The organism is Bacteroides sp. 14(A) (genome assembly GCF_000526555.1).
In the GTDB taxonomy this organism is placed as follows: Bacteria; Bacteroidota; Bacteroidia; order Bacteroidales; family Bacteroidaceae; genus Bacteroides; species Bacteroides cellulosilyticus.
This window is the reverse complement of record NZ_JAGH01000002.1, coordinates 453,273-471,309: the sequence shown is the minus strand read 5'-3', so window position 1 is coordinate 471,309 and position 18,037 is coordinate 453,273. Positions and strand designations below refer to the sequence as shown.

Sequence of the window (18,037 nt, the reverse complement as noted above, 5' to 3'; positions counted from 1 at the left end):
TTTTGTATATTATTAAGTTCATATTATGCAGAAAACAAAGGAAATACAGCAGGAGCTGGAACAGTACATTGACCCGGTGAAACGGGAGTATCTTCCCAATTTCTTTAAAACTGGGAAAGGGCAATACGGAGAAGGTGACAAGTTTCTCGGTATTGTCGTTCCCAACACCCGTATGGTGGCGAAGCGGCATAAGGATGTGCCATTTGAGGTAATGGCGGAGTTGCTTCAAAGCGAATGGCATGAATGTCGCCTGTGTGCTTTGCTGATGCTGGTGGAACGCTTTAAAAAGTGCGATGAAAAGGGCAAAAAAGAGATATTCGACTTCTATTTGTCGCAGACTGCCCGTATCAACAACTGGGATCTGGTAGACTTATCTGCTCCGGGTATTGTGGGCGAATATCTCAAGGATAAGCCTCGTGATGTTCTCTATCGCTTGGCCGGAAATGAACTGCTTTGGGATCAGCGCATAGCGGTGGTTTCCACTTATGCGTTGATTAAAAACGATGATTTCATCGATATTTTAGCTCTTTCCGAGCATTTCCTTTGTACGCGTTACGACCTGATGCAGAAGGCCGTGGGATGGATGTTGCGGGAAATGGGAAAACGGAATAGAGACCTACTGGTGCAGTTCCTTGAAAAGCATTGTAAAGTGATGCCTCGCACAATGTTGCGCTATGCGATAGAGAAATTTCCGGAAGAAAAACGGAAAGAATTTATGAAGCGGTAAGCGGCAGACATACAATGTTGGCCACACTTTCGTCATTTGCGCCGCAAAAGTCCGGATAAGTAATCAGTGTGTCGCCTTCCCATTACGACTGAGGGTACTTCCCACTAGGACTGAGGGTACTTCCCACTAGGACTGAACTGGTGTTCCACTGCGACTGATCATGGTGGAACATCAAGTGTGTTGTTATACAGTAAGTTACGACGTATATGAAACATCTGTTCGCTCCTCTCCGCTGGGATATGAATTAGTTCACCACAGAGTAACACAGAGTCTCACAGAGTTTAATTGATTTGAAATCAGAAAATAGGACTCCGTGAAACTCTGTGTTACTCTGTGGTGAAACTTCATTACTGTATCGAAATAAATCAATTCTGCCAACAGGTAAAGAATAGATCTAAAATAGTGATTAGTAAGATTGAAAATAAATGATATGTGGTAAAAATGCCGGATAAAAATATACCGGATAATTTTCATTTTAAATGAAGACTCTTAACTTTGTCACAATTTCAGCTGACTGGAAGATGAAATTCCATATAGCATCATCATGTTGAATGGGAGTTTATAGTGTATGGTAAATTGTGATGAAGATGAAATTACTACTTTTATTGATGTTTGTTCTGGCAGGGTGTACGAGACCTGCCACCTTGGATCTGCAAATGAACAGTGAAGCCGATAGTCTTTACGAGGAAGCTTGTGCACATTATGAAAATGAAGAAATAGATAGTTGTACCTATAAACTGACAAAAGCTTTAGAACTATATCGTGAGAGTGGAGAAAACGAAAAGGTAGCTATCACCTGTTTGTCGTTGGGGCAATCCTACAATGGAATAGCTCAGACCGATTCGGCAAGGCCTTATTTACTGGAAGGACTGAAATATTGTGAAGAGAATACAGTGCTTGACAGTATCCGTGGAAGGTTACTTACTGATTTGGCAAGCTGTTATATGATTGAGGGGGATATCCGGGAAGCAACATCACAATATCTGACAGCTTTGGATGCCACCTCTAAATCCGGTGATAGTGAAGCCTATCTGACCAATTGCAGTTCGCTGGGTGTCGCCTATCGCAGAATAAACCTCCCGGACTCTGCTCTTTACTATTACGGCAAGGGACTTGAGGCAGCCATGAAAAGCAAGGATTATAGTGCTGTATCCAATCTGCATGCCAATATTGCCGTGATGTATATCTCTTTCAAACAGTTAGAAAACGCGAAGGAACATGCACAAGAAGCCATTACGTATGCCCTGAAAGAGGAAGATGCTTTGGACTGGTTGCAGGCTTACTACATCTGCGGTTCTCTGTTAGTAAAGACAGGGGAATACGATCAAGCGATCAATTATCTGCATAAGGCTTATGGAATAGCTTCCCAGCAACAATCACCACGTTTCCGGTTAAAAGTATTGTCAGCGCTGTTACCCGCTTTTCAGGCTACAGCACAAGATGATTCGGTGCGTTACTATCTGAATGTATGTGACCGCTTTCTGGATGAATTACCAGAAACGAGCCATGAAGCTATCGGTATTTATGAGACAAAAGCCCAACTCTTACTAAAGGAAAAGAAATATCGGGAAAGTTTGGATTTCTATCGAAAGTTGACGGGATTGATAAGCACAAATTCACCTACCGCTCCCTATGTGTGGTACAGCCGTATGGCCGAATGCTATCATAACCTGCAACAGCCTGATGAGGCTTACAGATATATGGAGCAGGCTCTCGAATTGCGTGATTCCCTGGCTGCACAGGAGGTGGAGAAGCAAATGAGTGAGCTGCAAGTGCGCTATGATACTCAGAAGAAAGAACTTGAAATTAAGCGTCTGAAAGAATTACAACAGCAGGAAGAACTTCGCAGTCTTCGGCTCACAATTTGGTTTATAGCTTTTATCAGCTTTATGCTTATCCTCTTGATCATTCTCTTGTATAAACGCAAGTTACAACTCAGCCGTAAATATATTGACGGAATGGAGAGCGAACGTGCCCGTTTGGCACGCGAACTGCACGATGGGGTGTGCAATGAACTTCTGGGGCTGGAAATGGAACTTAAATCGGGCTTTAATAGAGAAGAGGACAAATGTGAGTTGCTGGACAAACTAGGGCGGAGTCGTGCGAATATCCGTAGTATTTCGCACGAACTAATGCCTCCCGTATTTTCTGATGCCACTATTGATGAAATTATAACAGATTATATCGATCATCTGAATGTTCCTTCATCCATGCATCTTTCATTCGATGCTTCTACTACGTCCGATTGGAGTCTGGTGTCCTACAATGTGGCATATGAATTGTATCGTATTGTACAGGAAAGTATGAATAATATTCTCAAATATTCTTCCGGCACACAGATTTCCATTTCACTGTTAATGGATGGTGCGCATGTGCGGTTGGAGATATTCAGCAATGGAGTTATGAAGCGCTCTTCTTCCAAAGGCATCGGGATGCGCACGATGGAAGATAGGGTCAGATGTATGAACGGTACACTACATGTGGCTGCTGATGAGACCGGTGTATGCGTTACAGTTACGGCTCCTTTTAAATAAAGATTTATTCTGTACTAGTTTTCATGTACGGAAAGTATACCATAATATTTACCAACTGTCTATTGAAAAACTACGGAAAATGATAGTAGATTTAAATTAAAAATACCTTTCCTTTGCACAAAATAGTAAACATGATAACAGGGAGGACTAATATCTGACCACAAGCATATAAATAAAAGAAATATGGTGCAACTTCCATCGTATACATCGAAATACCATCTTCTTCTTATAGATGATCACCCTATTGTATTGGCGGGCATCCGTAACATTCTTGAAGTCTGTCCGGAAATAGGTGAAATCTATGCGGCTGACAGTGCTGCGAAAGCTTTGGAACTTCTTAAATCCCACGATATCAGTATTTGCATGGTCGACATAGAATTGCCGGACATGTCGGGTTTTGAGTTGATAGAACAGATACGTTTGCTCTATCCGGATATGCGTATTATTATTGAAACCATGCATAGTGAAGTGTGGATTGTCCGTCGGATGGTAAAGGCGGATGTAGATGCAGTGATTCTTAAACAGTCCGATCCGGAGAATCTGCAAGAGGCGATTTATTCTGTTCTGTCAGGACGTAAATATTTCTGTCCCCATTTCCGGAAATGCCTTCGGAAGCTTCCTCCTGAGATGCCGCAAGTACTCAGCAAGCGCGAACAAGAAGTGCTGAAATGCATATCCGAAGGCTTGAAGAGTAATGAGATAGCAACGAAATTATATATATCAGTTAATACAGTGGAGTTCCACCGTAAGCAGATCATGCTTAAGCTGGAAGCCAAGAATGCATCTGATATGTTGATAAAGGCTATTAAGAGTGGAGTGTTGGAGATCTGAAAATAAATAGAGATGAAAAAGACTGTTTTGAAAATCGGGAGGATGGTTGCCATTGCCTCGTCTTGTTTTTTGTTTGGTTTCGTTGATGCCTCGGCACAGAAAATACTTCGGAAATCAGAGAATATGCGTCCGGTATGGCTGGTAAGTAAGACTCCGGAAACCACCAATGAGACTTTTCATTATCAACTGGTCGAAGCAGAGAACGAGTCGTTGGAGAAAGCGCGGCATGATTGCCTGCTTGCCCTTTCCCGCTATATCGGGCAGGCCTGGAAGATTAGCGGGGAGGCTGAAACTGATATTCGTATGGAGCAAAAGAATGGAGCCTATACAGAATCATCAGTCTATAATTTCCATTACAAAATAGAGAATGAAGAGATAAGTGTAACTACTACCAAGTATGATGAATACTGGGAGTATGTATATTATCCGGGTGGCGGGCGCTATCATTGTTATGTGCTGTTTGGGGTGGCCGATGTTCCGGTTCCTAGGTTTGACCGTTTATCCTTTACCCGCAAATATGGTGTGCGGGGAATGGTACGTTCGTTGATCGTTCCGGGATGGGGGCAGATGTACAAAGGCAGCACAGTGAAGGGAGTGTGTATCTTGGGTGGTGAGGTGTTGCTTGCAGGTGGCATTATCGTTTCCGAAAGTTTGCGAAGCTCTTACGTCAAGAAGATACACGAACAACCTAAACATCAGCAGACATATAACACAAAAGCTGATAATTGGGAAAATGTACGCAATGTCTGTATTGGTGCGGCAGCAGCTCTTTATGTTTACAATCTGATTGATGCAATTGTGATGAATGGGCGTAAAAGGGCGGTGGTGCATAGACCTGTGCAGTTTGCCATGTATCCCTCGGTGGGCGAATGTAATGGGGTAAGTTTTGCTTTGAATTTTTAGAGATTTTATTATTAAAAAATAATCATGAAAACAAGTAAGGTAGGTTTGACGCTTCTCTTAGTATGTTGTGTGTGGGCGGTATTTATTGTGGCAGGATGTACTAAAGATGAAGTAGACACAACTGGCACCATTTATGGGATTGTGAATGATGCCGATAACGGTGAACCGGTTTCGGGCGTCTATATCGTTTTGAATCCGGGAGGTAAGACGGCCAATACGGGTAGCGACGGGCGTTTTGAGTTCCTCGACATGGAACCGGGACAGTACACCATTCAGATATCAAAGAATGGATATAAAACGAATACGAAACGCATTTCCGTTGTTGCAGGAGAGCAGACTTCCGGCGATATGGTGCTGGAACGGGGTGAGTCGCGTATCAAGTTGAGTACAAATTCGTTGATATTTGCCAAAGGAGAGACCTCTAAAACTTTTGATATAATGAATATCGGTACTTCCGGCTCTGTATCATGGAGTGTTGCATTTTCAGAGTCCTGGATAAAGATTGCTCCCGTAAGCGGAACTACAAGTCAAGGAAAGAGCAGTACGGTGGTAGTTAATATAGACCGTGAAAAGATAACTCAGGATGTGACTGCAAATCTGCTTGTTGAGGCTGACGGAGAATCCATGCCTGTGGCAATCAGCGTGAAATTTGGTGAGAGTGAAGGTGGTGGTGGAGATGAACCATCCGTAGGCAAAGGCTCGTGCGGAGAAATTGTTTCTTGCGATTCGGAGGTGAAGATAGAGTTTTTGTCGTGCGTGAAGAATGCCGATGCAGTGGAATTTCAGTTTCTGCTGACCAATAACCGAGAAGACTGGCAGGTTTGGTTCAACAGAGATCAATCGGACGGGGTGGATGACAAGGGAAATAGTTACCCCGGATATAATACAAAATTCTATGTAGGTAACTCCGATTCGTTTGTGACGAATGGAAATGCTGTGCGCTTTATGAAAGGGGTAAGTACGAAGTGCCGTGTTATAGTTCCCGGCATTAAGAACGAGGCTTCGTCCTTGCAACGACTCGACTGGGTTATCTCCAGTTCGCAGCCCTGGAATCCGCAGGTGAAGAAGATTACGTTTACCGAAGTGAAATGGTAAGATCAGGAATGGAAGAACTTTAATATTAATCTTATTAATTAGAATTACTATGAATTGCTATATACATCTGGATAAACCTGCGGTTGCAACTTGCCATGAATGCGGAATGGGGTTGTGCCGGGATTGTGTAGATAACTCTGCTTATACAATAGATAATCACCCTTTGTGTCATGATTGCAATCTAAAGCAGGCTTCTGCTGATCTTGCAGATGCAAAATCAAAGAAAATATGGTCTTTGGTGAAGTTTATTTTTGGTTCATCATTTTTGTTGTTGGGCATATCGATATATTCTTCTACCGGAGATATTATGAATGCTTGGATATATGCTGGTATTGCTGGTATTCCGGCTGCTTTCAGATCAACTCGTGATAGTAAACGTGAACAAGTGAGGAAAGGGGTGCGTGATGCTCTGACTACGGATATGATGGATAGCGTTTCCAATACATTTATCGATTTGTTGGTACGGATAGCAGCTATCATTATATTGGCTCCTATCACAGCGGCATTTGCTGCTATTAAGAATTTATTCATCTTTATTAGTAGTTTTGGGAAGGTAAAGAATGCTCAATTGGCTTATGACTACTTGTCTTCTGGGCAAGATATAGCAGAAGATGTGACGCCGGTAGGTGTATCAGATTCTGTAGTGCCTCAAATAGCGCCAACTACCACTCCTGATATACCGCAGCAAACCATCTTGGAAAGTGGAAACCTTTCTTCTGCGGGTGTTCCACAATCTCCTGTTTCTTATATACCGCAAGGGGCTTCGGCAGCAGTTATGCCGAAGAAAACAAATACGGGGTTGTTAGTGGGAATTGTTTTAGGAGTATTGCTGCTTGCAGGCGGTATTATGGGCTACTTTTTATGGTATGTGCCGTATGCTAAGGATCGTGACGCTTTGCGTACCTATGTATTGGCTGATAATGTATTTTTGCGTTCTTCACAAATGGCAGGCGTAGAGTATAATATCTTAGAAAAAATACCCTATGGATCGGAATTGATTACTTATAATAAGAATGCCGAGTGGGCATCTGTAAAAGTGAATGGAATAGAGGGATATATGGCTTCTCCATATTTGCTTACGCAGGCTGATTTTAACTTGCTGAATGGTGTATGGGGTGATACAGATTCCAGGATGTGTATTAGTTCGTCCAAATGCCGGTTGGCCATCCTTGATTTTTATAAGGATAATCAGTTGGCGAGCGGTTCCACAGGTTGGCAGATTTATACAAAAAACAAAGGGCAGAAGCCCAATACAGTGTTCTATCCTCGACTTTACGATAAAAGCAGTAAGTTTACTGATTTTGTTTTCGTTACAAAGAACAATGCGTCGGGTGAGCGTGTGGTGGTATGTTACTCATTTGATAATGAGACAGAAACTCCTGTATTCCGTTTCAAGTCAGCAGCTCCTTCCGAAGGCTACATAAAAAATGCTACTGTATCTTATGGGAAGATCAAAATTTCGTTTGATAATTATGAGACTGTAGAAATACCTCTTTATTAGTGACATTCTTTGGATGTGGAAATCTATTTGTAGAAATATGAGACGCAGTTATATTCTTATTTTGCTTTTGGTTGCGGTTTTGGTAGTGGGTGGAGTGTTTTATCTGGAATATCATCATCGGCAGGAACTGAGTAAAGTTCAGAATGCTTGTATCATCCTTATTTCTAAGCAGGAGATGAAGCTTCGCTTGATTGACTATAAAGGTCAGGAAATCTTTTGCGCTCCCGTGGCAACTGGTAAGAATGTAGGTGATAAACGGAAACAAGGTGATATGCGAACTCCTGAAGGAGTTTTCCAGGTGTCCGATATACAACGGGCTACGGACTGGAAACATGATTTTGGTGATGGAAAGGGAGAAATAGATGGTGCCTATGGAGACTTCTTCATACGTTTGCTTGTACCGGGGCACAAGGGGATCGGTATTCATGGGACCCACCTTCCCGAAAGTATAGGTACGAGGGCGTCAGAAGGCTGTATCCGGATGTATAATGAGGATTTAAAGAAATTGGTTAGTCTGATTTATCCTCCTCTTACCGTGGTAGTTACTCCAGGTATAGAGGATGAGGCAGCTAATCATTTATAATTTAAAGATATAATATGAAGTTTATAAAATTGTTATTATTGTCTTGCTCTTTTTCTTTACTATATGCTTGCTCACAATCTGGAAAATCCGGACAAGTTGGAAGCTTAGTGGATTCTCTAGTTTCGCCGGAATATCCGGGAGGAGTGACGGCAATGATAAAGTTTATCTCTCAGAATCTGGAATATCCGAAAGCTTGCCAGGAAAATGGAACGCAAGGAAGAGTGGGAGTACGATTCATAGTTGGTAGAGATGGCACTATATCCAATGTGAATGTACTAAAAAGCGTTGATCCTTTTTGGGGATAGCGGTTCGTGTTATCAAGGCAATGCCTCGCTGGAAACCTGGTATGCATAAAGGCAAGCCTGTTAGTGTAAGTTATGTGGTGCCAGTTAATTTCAAGCTGCAATGATGTGAGCTGATGAAAATAATGAAATGGTTTAGTGTATTAATCCTTAAAATAGTTGAAACAATGAATCAGAACCAATATTTAAATAGGAAGACGCTTCTGTTAGGGATTTTGGGAATCCTATTGCTGGGGCTTTCAGGATGTACCTCAAAGACTCCTTCGTTAAAGGGATCTTGGGAAATGTTTGTAGGTCAGGATCCGAGTCTGATAGGTCAAGAATATGGGGCGGATAATGTGACTTATTGCATGGAACTGGATTTCTCGGAGCGCACTTTCTCCGCTGATAATCTGCCGGATGGAAGGAACAGTTATGGCTGGATGGACTTCTCGACAATGAATCGTGTGTATCATTATGAAATAGATTCGGTTTCTTATATAGGCAAGAATCAGTATAGGGTAGTATCGGTGGATAGTTGGCTTGAGCAGAATGTGGATACGCTCACTTACAACCCGAAGACGAAGGAAATAACTTATAATTCTGACTGGAAATTTAAATTGAAGGATGATGGTACGGCCGTTTCTGGTGAATCTTCGTCTTTGCTTTCTGGGGTAGGTCCGTGGATTCTCATTTTGGCTGTACTGCTTGTCGTTTCGCTGATTTCTCTGAATGTATTGGATATCGAGGGTGTAATCCGTTTCTGGTTGCCTGCTTCGGGATTGTTGGTAATGAGCGTTTTGATATTGTCTTTAGTCTACGATGTATTCTATAATGGCGGCAATTTTGATATTGGTGGAAAGGGAGCTATGGATGTTCTGAAACTTTATGGTTCCGTTGTTTTGATTACAGCAAGTTTTCTGTTTGGCCTGTTCAGCATTATGTTATATCTGTACGAAGAATTCGGACGTTTCAGCAAACTTCCTACTGTTCTTTCGGCTGTGGTCGCTGTTGTGCTTCTCGTCATCCAAATTTTTACGGGGAATTTATTATTCGATATTCTTATGGATCACTTCTGGTCATCATTGACGTATCAGACGGGGTTGTTTGAATTCATAATGGCATTGTTGTTGGTGGCTGTTGGAGTCCTGTTTATAATACAGATGATTATACTAGCAGTTTCGCTGAAGGGCATTTACCGTATTGCGGTCTTGCTGATGTATCCTGTATTCTTTGCGGCGGGGGTGGTGCTGCTGATTTCATCAATGGCAGTGATGATTGTTGTAGTGATTGTCTGTTTGGTTGTTGTGTTTGGGTTGTCTTTTTTGAAAGCGAGTTTTAATTCAGTCGCCACTTATACACCTAATATTAACCCAAATGCCGACACAAATGCTAATACCGACATGAATACCGATACTAATGAAGAAGATTATGATGCGATTCTGAAAGGTGCCGGCACTTTGGGCGATGATGTAAAAGCTAAAGATATCAGCGCATTGGGTAATGGATCGCTCCTTAGAGGGGAGAACGGTGTAAAATATGAACGAGGAGATGACGGGAACTATAGGCGCATAGATTAATTATTGTTATAATATTAATTAAAATCAAAGATATGGAAAAGAAGAAGTCTTCATGGCATATTTGGGGGGAATATGCTATTAATGCTATCATAAGTTTAATGAGGCGGGTAATCTTACTTATACCGGCCATTGGTTTGATGCGCAACATCGTTATGGAGAGAAATTTGCTTTGGAGTATGACGACTCGGGACGGATGCGGAAGGGTATACTGATCAAGATGATATGGAATAATGTTGAACGATTAAAAGTTTAGAAGAGATGAAGAAAATACTTTTTCTATTTCTGTTGAGCCTGCTGACAATGACGGTTGCAGCTCAAAAATTCTCATGGCCTCCCAAGAGTTATCCGTTGTCTGTTCCATTTATTGTTTCGGATGAAGTGAAGTACTATTGGGGAGTAGATGCCATCGTTTGTGTCGGTTCCGAAAATGGGGGATATAAATTTCTCGTTATGGGAAGAGCCAATCATGATTTTACATCAAGCAGAACTATAAATATATATTATATCGATGCGGATAATAAACCCTCGATTGCCGGTGCCTACTATTTTCCTAAAGTGAAAGCAGGGCATGAGTTCCGGTTTGAGATTGTTTCCGCTTTTCCGGGATACACGCCTGTGGGATTCAAAGGATTCTGTATTTATGATGAGAGGTTGCGTATACCTGAAGAAGACACAGAAGCCGGGGCGAAAATAGGTTCACGCACAAGTGACGTTGATGCTGCGTATCATGACTCAGTACGCATAGCGGATTCGATTGCGACGGTGGCTGCCATTGAAGCTGAGCGTGCTGCACGTGTGGTAACGGCTCCTAAATATCCGGGAGGTACTCAAGCGCTGTACTCCTTTTTACGCAAAAACATGCGTAAGCCTCAGATTGCAATAGAAACGGCAGGATATGGTACAACTACAGTTCAGTTTATTGTGACGCGCAATGGTGAGGTAGTCGGTGCGGATTATAAAAGACGTTGTAATGAGCGTGTTGATAAAGAAGTGCTGCGTTTGGTGAATATGTTGAGTGGATGGACTCCGGCAACAAAAGGTGGTAAGCCGTGTGATGCCGTGGTACAGATTTCTATGTCGATATTTCCTTCATTTAATGCTTCAGCTCAATTTGTAGGAGTAAGGTAATAGAGGGAGTCTCTCGCTCTATTTATCAACATCTGTATGTCGGTGGCGTCGGATCTATATATCCAACGCCACCGATCTATATATCTAACATGTCCGATCTATAGATGCAACACGTCCGATCTATAGATGCTGCACGTCCGATCTATAGCACCGCATGCGAAGGAATTTTCTCATGCGGTGCTTTTGTATTGATATACGGTAAGGCTGTTTGTGAAAAGAGTTAACTTATAGGGATTATCTCAAAATAAATTAGTTATTTTGCAGAAAACAAAAAGTTGTGGTATGAAGTCACTGTACATCAAGAACTACAAAAATTTCAAGTAAAAAAACTAAGCCTCATTGGGGATAAAGACTACATGGGGAAATATTCCTTGTGCAGTCTTTTTTTATGATGTGTGATTGCATGTGAGCCGCAGAGGCAGAGTTTCTTTTCTGCATGAGTAAGCGGAGAAGGACGGAATGATGAAGCGAGGAAAGAAAATTAAGTGAAAAATAGATAGGGTTCATCAGTTTGTACTATCTTTGCTCAATAGAACCAAAATATGGAGACATGGATTGCGAGAAGCAGACAACCGAATATAAGAGTCTTCTGAAAATTAGAACAGGAGATAAAGGATTCAAAGACTTGTCCGTGACCTGTGTTGCTTTGGCAAATGCACAAGGCGGAAGAATCTTTATAGGTTACGATGACAAGAAGAAAGCCCCTTTGCCGGAACAGCATGTCACGCCCGATGAAGTGAATGAGGCAGTGACTAAATTGCGTAGCCTCTGTTTCAACGTCGGCCTTGTAGCTTCTGAAATATGTACTGATGATACCGGCAGCCAATACTTTATTGTTTCTGTTTCTCCTTCTATGCATTCTGTAGCTACTACCTCGGACGGACGTATTTACATTCGGGTGGCCGATAAATGTGAACCGGTGCGTAGCGAGGACTTGCAGCGTTTGGGCGAAGAGAAGGGTGCTTATCAGTGGGAATTGGTGAGGACCAAATACCTGCTTGATGGGGTTGCTTTGGATGCTTTGCGGCAGTTGGCGAATGATATTCGTAAATCATCCCGTGTGCGTCAGCACGTCAAGCAGATGGATGATGCAGAGTTGGCAGAGAACTATCATCTGGTTGATGAAGGTTATTTGACGAATTTAGGTGTTCTTTGGTTAGGTACAGCAAAGCAGAGAAGCTCTATCTGTTATCCTGCTACGGTTCAGTATATTGTTTATGATGTGCTTGAGCGGAAAGTACGAAAAGAAGAATGGCATGATAATCGGCTGAATCCTAAAGAGCTGCTTCTTGATATAGAACAGAAGGCTGTTGAGTTGACTTATTCGTATGAGTTTCCGAATGGTTTGTTTCGTAAACAAATACGGCATTATCATCCTAAGTTGGTACGAGAGTTGTTGGTCAATGCTTTAGCTCATAAATCCTATACCATTTCCAGTGATATAATGATTAAAGTTTTTTCTGACAGATTAGAAATCTCTAATCCGGGGGGGTTGCCATTGGGCATAACAAAAGATAATATTTTGCATGCCAAGCATCGGCGTAATCCTAATATGATAGAGCTACTGAGCGCTTTGGAAATGATGGAAGGTGAAGGCTCCGGTTATGATTTGATTTATGAACTGAATGCTATGGAAGCAAAGAATCCGCCTATGATAGAATCTTCGTACAATGAAGTTACAGTGATTCAAAATGCAGAGATTATAGATACAGAACTGCTTCCTTTGCTGGACTTTGTTTTGCAGAATTATCAGTTGACGCAAAAAGCATTTACAGCTTTTGGTATCATAGCCCGTGAGAAGAAGGTGTTCAGTACGCGGCTTTCTGCCATACTTCAGCTTCAAGAAGAAGACCGTTTGCGCAGTTATACAGATAAGTTGTTGAAAGATAATATTATCGGGAGGAATGGTGTGAAGAAAGGTACCCAGTTTTTTGTGAATCCCCAGTTGATAAAGAACGCAAAGGTAAATTTGAAGACAACTCTGAAAACAGTAGAACCTTATGTGTTGAGAACTCTAATTATGGAAGACTTGAGGGCACATCCTAAAAGTAAGATTTCGGAGATTGCGGGTCGGTTGCCGGAAACCGATTTGCAGGAGTTGAGGAAAATGATTTATTCGATGGTGGATGTGGAATTGATAACAGAAGGGGCTCGTACTGATAGACGTTATGCACTGAAATAAGTGGTAAAAAAAAAAAGAAATAAAAAAGAAATAGAAAAAGAAAAGGATTAAGTAGTTGATTATCAGTCTTAATTTTGTTTTTTATTCTTTTTCTAAAAAGATAAGAAAAGAACTAAATATAGAATGGAACGAGAAGATTTTGACATACGCGATAATCAGTTGACTAGTCGGGAACGCGATTTTGAAAACGCACTTCGTCCGTTGTCCTTTGAAGATTTCAGCGGACAGGATAAGGTGGTGGATAATCTGCGTATCTTTGTTAAGGCAGCCCGCTTGCGTGGCGAGGCGTTGGATCATGTATTGCTGCATGGACCTCCGGGATTGGGAAAAACGACACTTTCCAATATTATTGCGAATGAACTGGGAGTTGGTTTTAAAGTTACTTCCGGTCCGGTGCTTGATAAACCGGGTGATTTGGCAGGAGTGCTTACCAGTCTGGAACCGAATGATGTGCTGTTTATCGATGAAATTCACCGCCTTTCTCCGGTGGTGGAAGAGTACCTGTACTCTGCGATGGAGGATTACCGCATTGATATCATGATAGATAAAGGCCCGTCTGCACGGAGCATTCAGATTGATCTGAATCCGTTTACGATGGTGGGAGCTACTACCCGTAGTGGCTTGCTGACTGCGCCTTTGCGTGCACGTTTTGGTATTAATCTGCATTTGGAGTATTACGATGACGATGTGTTGAGCGGTATTATTCGTCGTTCGGCAGGGATATTGAATGTACCTTGCTCTACAAGGGCAGCGTCTGAGATCGCTTCCCGTAGCCGTGGAACGCCGCGTATTGCAAATGCATTGTTGCGTCGTGTGCGAGATTTTGCACAGGTAAAAGGTTCGGGTAGCATTGATACGGAGATTGCCAACTTCGCTCTTGAAGCATTGAATATTGATAAGTACGGACTCGATGAAATCGATAATAAGATACTTTGCACCATTATTGATAAATTCAAAGGCGGTCCGGTAGGGCTTACTACCATTGCTACGGCATTGGGTGAAGATGCCGGAACTTTGGAAGAGGTGTATGAGCCTTTCCTTATCAAAGAGGGTTTCTTGAAACGTACCCCCCGCGGACGTGAAGTGACTGAACTGGCTTATAAACATTTAGGACGTAGTCTTTACAATAGTCAGAAAACGTTATTTAGTGATTAACTATTAATTAATATCAGTACTACTTTCATATAGAAATGGTCAAACAAATCATTTCCAGTTCTCCTCCTCTTGGGAGGAGTACCCGAAGGGGGAGGTGGTAGGTAAAAAAAGATTCTTATGCAAACCATCATGAACAAATCCGACGTAACCGGTAATAGAAAGGAGTTACGCAATCATAGCACTTCTGCCGAAGCTACTCTTTGGAAAATGTTGAAAGGGAAACAAATAGCCGGTTTAAAATTTCGTTGTCAACATAGTGTCGGGCCATATATTCTTGATTTTTATTGTCCGCAGATAAAATTGGCTATAGAATTGGATGGTGAGGTACATAATAGACAACAGGATTATGATGAGCAACGTAGTTATTTTCTGAATAGGGTAGAAGACATTGAGGTGTTACGGTTTGAAAATAGGACAGTATTTTGAGAATCCGGAACAGATAATATGGGAGATAGAGGAAAAGTTTTCTTCCTACCACCTTCCCCCTTTGGGGTACTCCTCCTCCCGGGAGGAGGAGAATGGAGATAGTACTGTTAACCATTAATAATTAAACGTTAATCATTAAATAAAGTGGCGGGATTAAAAAGTTTAGCAAAAGAAACGGCTATTTACGGGGTGAGTAGTATTGTAGGGCGTTTCCTCAATTATCTGCTAGTGCCTGTATATACGATAGCTTTGCCTGCATCGTCGGGTGGCTATGGTGTGGTTACGAATATATATGCCTGGGTGGCATTGATACTGGTATTGCTGACGTGTGGCATGGAGACGGGGTTTTTCCGTTTTGCCAATAAAGGGCAGGATGACCCGATGCGGGTGTACTCTACCACCTTGTTGAGCGTGAGTATCGGTTCATTGGTATTCGTTGCTTTGGGATTGTTGTTTCTGGAACCTATTGCCGGATGGCTGGAATACGGCGAACATCCCTGGTATATCGGTATGATGATGATTGTGGTAGCAATGGATGCCATTCAAAGTATTCCGTTCGCTTATTTGCGCTATAAAAAACGCCCTATCAAGTTTGCTGCACTGAAGTTGCTGTTTATCTTCCTCAATATTGCACTCAATCTTTTCTATTATGTCATATTGGAAGGGAATGACGTGGGGTATGCCTTCCTCTTCAATCTGGTATGTACCTCTGTTGTTATGGTGTGCATGATACCGGAACTGAGGGGATTTACCTATGTGTTGGATAAAGAGTTATTGAAACGGATGCTTCGGTACTCTCTGCCGTTGGTAATTCTGGGTGTGGCAGGCATCTTGAATCAGGTGGCTGATAAGATTATCTTTCCTTTCGTTTATCCCGATGAGGCGGAAGCTACCATACAACTCGGTATTTACGGAGCTGCCAGTAAGATAGCCATGATTATGGCTATGTTTACCCAGGCATTCCGCTTTGCTTATGAACCTTTTGTATTTGGTAAGAGTAAGGAGAAAGACAGCCGTGAAATGTATGCCCAGGCTATGAAGTTCTTCATTATTTTTACCTTGCTTGCCTTTCTGGCTGTGATGTTCTACCTGGACATCCTGCGTCATGTCATCGGACGTGATTATTGGGACGGGTTACGGGTGGTGCCTATCGTCATGGCGGCGGAAATTTTTATGGGGATTTATTTCAACCTATCCTTTTGGTACAAATTGATTGATGAGACCCGTTGGGGAGCCTATTTCTCATTGACGGGCTGTATCATCCTGATTTTGATGAATATCTTCCTGGTTCCGAAGTATGGTTATATTGCTTGTGCCTGGGCTGGGTTTACAGGATACGGCGTTGCTATGCTGCTTTCTTACTTTGTCGGTCAGAAGAAATATCCGATACAGTACGATTTGAAGGCGATAGGCATGTATGTACTTCTTGCCGCTGTGCTTTATGTAGCTGCCGAATATGTATCGATAGACAATATCTATTTGCGTATGGCATATCGTACAGTTTTGCTGTTACTGTTTATTGCGTATGTCGTTAAGCGTGATTTACCGCTGAACCAAATACCAATCCTGAACAAACTCTTAAAACACTAAATGAGCCGCATGGTAAATTGTAAATTGTAAATCGTCAAATTGTAAATGATATGATGGAAACACCTGAACAAAACCGGAATGTTTTTGCCATTAAAAAGTTCCTGAGCGAGTACCTTGATCTGAGGAAGGACAAGGACAATGAGCTGGAAACAGTAGACTCCATCCGCAAGGGAGTAGAGTTTAAAGGGGCTAACCTGTGGATTTTGATCTTTGCCATCTTTATGGCATCGTTGGGACTGAATGTCAACTCTACAGCTGTAATCATAGGTGCGATGTTGATTTCCCCATTGATGGGACCTATCATGGGTGTGGGACTTTCTGTCGGTCTGAATGACTTCGAACTGATGAAGCGTTCACTGAAGAGTTTTCTGATAACCACCCTGTTCAGTGTAACTACGGCTACTATTTTCTTTCTTGTAAGCCCTGTTGCCGAAGGGCAGTCGGAGCTTCTGGCACGTACTTCACCTACGATTTATGACGTATTCATCGCATTGATGGGTGGTCTTGCCGGTGTAGTTGCCCTGTCTACAAAGGAGAAAGGAAATGTGATTCCCGGTGTTGCCATTGCTACGGCTTTGATGCCGCCACTCTGTACGGCAGGTTACGGGTTGGCAACGGGGAATCTGGTTTATTTCCTCGGAGCATTCTATCTTTACTTCATTAATTCGGTATTCATCAGTCTTGCCACGTTTGCCGGTGTGCGTGTGATGCACTTCCAGCGTAAAGAGTTTGTGGACAAGAAGCGGGAGAAGAAAGTGCGCCAATACATAATACTCATTGCCGTGCTGACTATGTGTCCGGCCGTCTACTTGACGGTAGGCATTATTCAGAGTACTTTCTATGAGAGTGCCGCCAATCGGTTTGTTGCCGAACAGCTTTCTTTTGAGAATACACAGGTATTGGATAAAAAAATCCATTATCATGGCAACAAAGACAATGAAATACGCGTGGTACTGATCGGACAAGAAGTTCCCGAAGCTTCGATTGCCATTGCCCGCAACAAGATGAAGGACTATAAGTTAGGTGAAACGAAGCTGATCGTTCTTCAGGGAATGAATAATGAAGCTGTGGATATTTCTTCTATCCGAGCTATGGTGATGGAAGATTTCTATAAAAACAGTGAGGAACGACTGGTGGAACAAACAAAGAAAATTACAGTGCTGGAACAGAGTCTGGCAAGATACAAATCTTTCGATGAATTGGGCAAAACGATCGTTCCGGAGCTAAAAGTTCTCTATCCGTCAGTGAAAACTGTTTCTATCTCTCATGCCATAGAACTGACGGTTGATTCGGTACGGACAGATACCATTACGCTTGCTGTGCTGAAGTTTGGCAAACATCCTGATGCCCATGAGAAACAGAAGATTACCGAATGGCTGAAAGCACGTACTGGAGCGAAAAAACTAAGACTGATTGCAGAATGACGCAATTGGAAAGTATATCATACTAAATTATTCAAAATGAGAGTATGCCATGAGCTAAATCTAACTAAATTCTCCTCCTTCGAGAAGGAGGAGTACC

Annotated in this window: 16 protein-coding genes; all 16 read left to right on the top strand. The window is 42.3% G+C overall.

The features are described 5' to 3' along the window. Nucleotides 1-25 precede the first annotated feature (25 nt). Complete coding sequence (locus tag K429_RS0109570; RefSeq protein ID WP_026366749.1) at nt 26-727, top strand: DNA alkylation repair protein; 702 nt, start codon at nt 26-28, stop codon at nt 725-727. Nucleotides 728-1,314: 587 nt separating this feature from the next. Next, nucleotides 1,315-3,261, top strand: coding sequence for a histidine kinase (locus tag K429_RS0109565; protein WP_231501836.1), 1,947 nt, complete (start codon nt 1,315-1,317; stop codon nt 3,259-3,261). A gap of 183 nt (nt 3,262-3,444) precedes the next feature. After that, a complete protein-coding gene (locus K429_RS0109560) occupies nt 3,445-4,092 on the top strand; it encodes a response regulator transcription factor (protein WP_026366747.1) in 648 nt (215 codons plus the stop codon). A gap of 12 nt (nt 4,093-4,104) precedes the next feature. Beyond that, complete coding sequence (locus tag K429_RS29405) at nt 4,105-4,995, top strand: DUF5683 domain-containing protein (protein WP_155923395.1); 891 nt, start codon at nt 4,105-4,107, stop codon at nt 4,993-4,995. A gap of 24 nt (nt 4,996-5,019) precedes the next feature. Beyond that, a complete protein-coding gene (locus K429_RS0109550) occupies nt 5,020-6,090 on the top strand; it encodes a carboxypeptidase regulatory-like domain-containing protein (protein WP_026366745.1) in 1,071 nt (356 codons plus the stop codon). Between the two features lie 49 nt (nt 6,091-6,139). Then, a complete protein-coding gene (locus K429_RS29400) occupies nt 6,140-7,591 on the top strand; it encodes a hypothetical protein (RefSeq protein ID WP_026366744.1) in 1,452 nt (483 codons plus the stop codon). A 37-nt stretch (nt 7,592-7,628) separates the two neighbouring features. Next, nucleotides 7,629-8,174, top strand: coding sequence for a L,D-transpeptidase (locus tag K429_RS0109540; RefSeq protein ID WP_155923394.1), 546 nt, complete (start codon nt 7,629-7,631; stop codon nt 8,172-8,174). 107 nt (nt 8,175-8,281) lie between these two features. Beyond that, nucleotides 8,282-8,479, top strand: a complete 198-nt coding sequence (locus K429_RS31165) for a TonB family protein (protein ID WP_007211113.1) — start codon at nt 8,282-8,284, stop codon at nt 8,477-8,479. Nucleotides 8,480-8,499: 20 nt separating this feature from the next. Further along, entirely contained in the window at nt 8,500-8,583 is an 84-nt protein-coding gene (locus K429_RS31160; RefSeq protein ID WP_253298468.1) for a hypothetical protein, read from the top strand. A 60-nt stretch (nt 8,584-8,643) separates the two neighbouring features. Then, a complete protein-coding gene (locus tag K429_RS0109530) occupies nt 8,644-10,035 on the top strand; it encodes a hypothetical protein (RefSeq protein ID WP_026366742.1) in 1,392 nt (463 codons plus the stop codon). A gap of 258 nt (nt 10,036-10,293) precedes the next feature. Beyond that, complete coding sequence (locus K429_RS0109525; protein ID WP_022209876.1) at nt 10,294-11,163, top strand: energy transducer TonB; 870 nt, start codon at nt 10,294-10,296, stop codon at nt 11,161-11,163. Nucleotides 11,164-11,713: 550 nt separating this feature from the next. After that, on the top strand, nt 11,714-13,345 hold the full coding sequence (locus K429_RS0109520) for an ATP-binding protein (protein ID WP_026366741.1): 1,632 nt from the start codon (nt 11,714-11,716) through the stop codon (nt 13,343-13,345). Nucleotides 13,346-13,468: 123 nt separating this feature from the next. Further along, nucleotides 13,469-14,500: a Holliday junction branch migration DNA helicase RuvB gene (gene ruvB, locus K429_RS0109515; RefSeq protein WP_007211106.1), complete on the top strand. Its 1,032-nt coding sequence runs from the start codon at nt 13,469-13,471 to the stop codon at nt 14,498-14,500. A gap of 129 nt (nt 14,501-14,629) precedes the next feature. Continuing rightward, nucleotides 14,630-14,926 carry an endonuclease domain-containing protein gene (locus K429_RS28585; protein WP_226810676.1) on the top strand — a complete coding sequence of 99 codons (297 nt, stop codon included), beginning with the start codon at nt 14,630-14,632 and terminating at the stop codon, nt 14,924-14,926. Between the two features lie 144 nt (nt 14,927-15,070). After that, on the top strand, nt 15,071-16,516 hold the full coding sequence (locus K429_RS0109505; RefSeq protein ID WP_022209873.1) for a lipopolysaccharide biosynthesis protein: 1,446 nt from the start codon (nt 15,071-15,073) through the stop codon (nt 16,514-16,516). 53 nt (nt 16,517-16,569) lie between these two features. Continuing rightward, on the top strand, nt 16,570-17,940 hold the full coding sequence (locus K429_RS0109500; protein ID WP_022209872.1) for a TIGR00341 family protein: 1,371 nt from the start codon (nt 16,570-16,572) through the stop codon (nt 17,938-17,940). Nucleotides 17,941-18,037 lie beyond the last annotated feature (97 nt).